Annotated in this window: 1 protein-coding gene; it reads left to right on the top strand. The window is 61.9% G+C overall.

The genetic code is table 11. The annotated features are described in order from the left end of the window. Nucleotides 1-449: 449 nt before the first annotated feature. The gene (locus tag ABWQ00_RS16060; RefSeq protein ID WP_353239662.1) at nt 450-956 is read left to right on the top strand and encodes a hypothetical protein; all 507 of its coding nucleotides are present in this window, start codon (nt 450-452) and stop codon (nt 954-956) included. Nucleotides 957-1398: the final 442 nt, after the last annotated feature.

The raw sequence follows: 1398 nt of genomic DNA on the forward strand, positions 1-1398 counted from the left end.
GACGCGCACAAAAGCGCACAAACCCGCAAGGACACATTTTGGGAAACACATGCAGCCATTTTTTTCAAAATTTGGCCCAAGTCGCCCTTGCCCCACGCGTCCGGACGTGTCTCCTCATGTTCCGCTTCCCTCGGTCCCTTGCTGACGCGACGGTGAAGGCGCCGCAACGTTCGAAGTTGCGCGCCTCAGGGCGCGTGGCCAACCTGCGGGCCAAGGGGCGGCCGCGGAAGATAGTCGTCCCACTCACTCGCTTGGGCGCATGGAAGCGCACCCAGCGAGACACACAGAGGCACGACGTCCTTCGTGTCATATTGATCGGCGCCGGTTGTGGGCGGTGCGGCTCGTCATGCCTGGCGTCCAACTTGCAGGCGCAGGGTTGGGACGTTTCGCACGAGGCTGGCAACCCCAGCTCCGCAGATCGGCGCCCGCACTTCAAGGACCGCTTCAAGATGCACGCGAAGAGCCCCGCCGTCAAGCGGGCCATCGCCGCGGGCATGCTCAAGACCCTCCAGGAGAACAAGCGCTCCCAGCCAGTCGTGGGCGACATCTCCTGGGCCAACACCTCCTACGCCGAGGCGCTTCTGGAGCTGGATGACCGTACGCAGGTTGTGTTCCAGACGAGGCCGCATGCGCCGTGGGTGCGCTCCCATATGGCGCATCATCCTCGCGTCAGGCGGTGGGAGACCACGTTGCTCCAAGCGCACGGGATATCGTCAAAGCGGTTGCCAGACCGGTGCGAGCGCCTCATTGCATGGGGCAAGAGCGTTCTGACCACAGCCAAGGAATTGAAGGCAAAATTCCCCGGTCGCGTGGCCATCGTCCCGGTAGGGCCGAAGTTTGACGCTTGGGGCGCCCATTTCTTTGGGCGGCACGGCGCCACGGTGCCGTGGGACGGGCAGCGCGGGCGAAATGCTTCGGGGAGCTCCCGTGATGGCCTTCGGCACGCCGTGCGGTGATCACCATGCAGTCTTGGTCGGTTCGTCGTCCGCGTATGCCTTGCTCATTGACATTGTCATGCATGCCCACATGTGGATGCATCCATGAACGTGCGTGGATGCTTGCTGCGAATGGGTTGTGCAAGAGTTTGTCTGCGAGCACCCATGTGTGTGTGGCTTGCCATTCTGCGTGTGTGTGCGCGCATGCTTGCGAGCGCGCGTGCATGAATGATGCAGTGGGTGCGGTGCCATGCGCGGTGCGGCGCATGTCGGTGCGTCGCATGCATGATTGGCCATGACAATGGCTCCGTAGCAATTTGGCTCGAGATGTTGAGCAGACCTCCCCGGAAGCGCAAATTTGATGCCATTGATGTGTCTTGCGAGAAGAGCAGCACGACACTGGCACAGATGCGCTGGCAACGCAATGCTCCGAGCTGGCAAGCAAGGTGTGTCATGAAGCTTG

This window comes from Limnohabitans sp., from assembly GCF_040400975.1.
In the GTDB taxonomy this organism is placed as follows: Bacteria; Pseudomonadota; Gammaproteobacteria; order Burkholderiales; family Burkholderiaceae_C; genus Limnohabitans_A.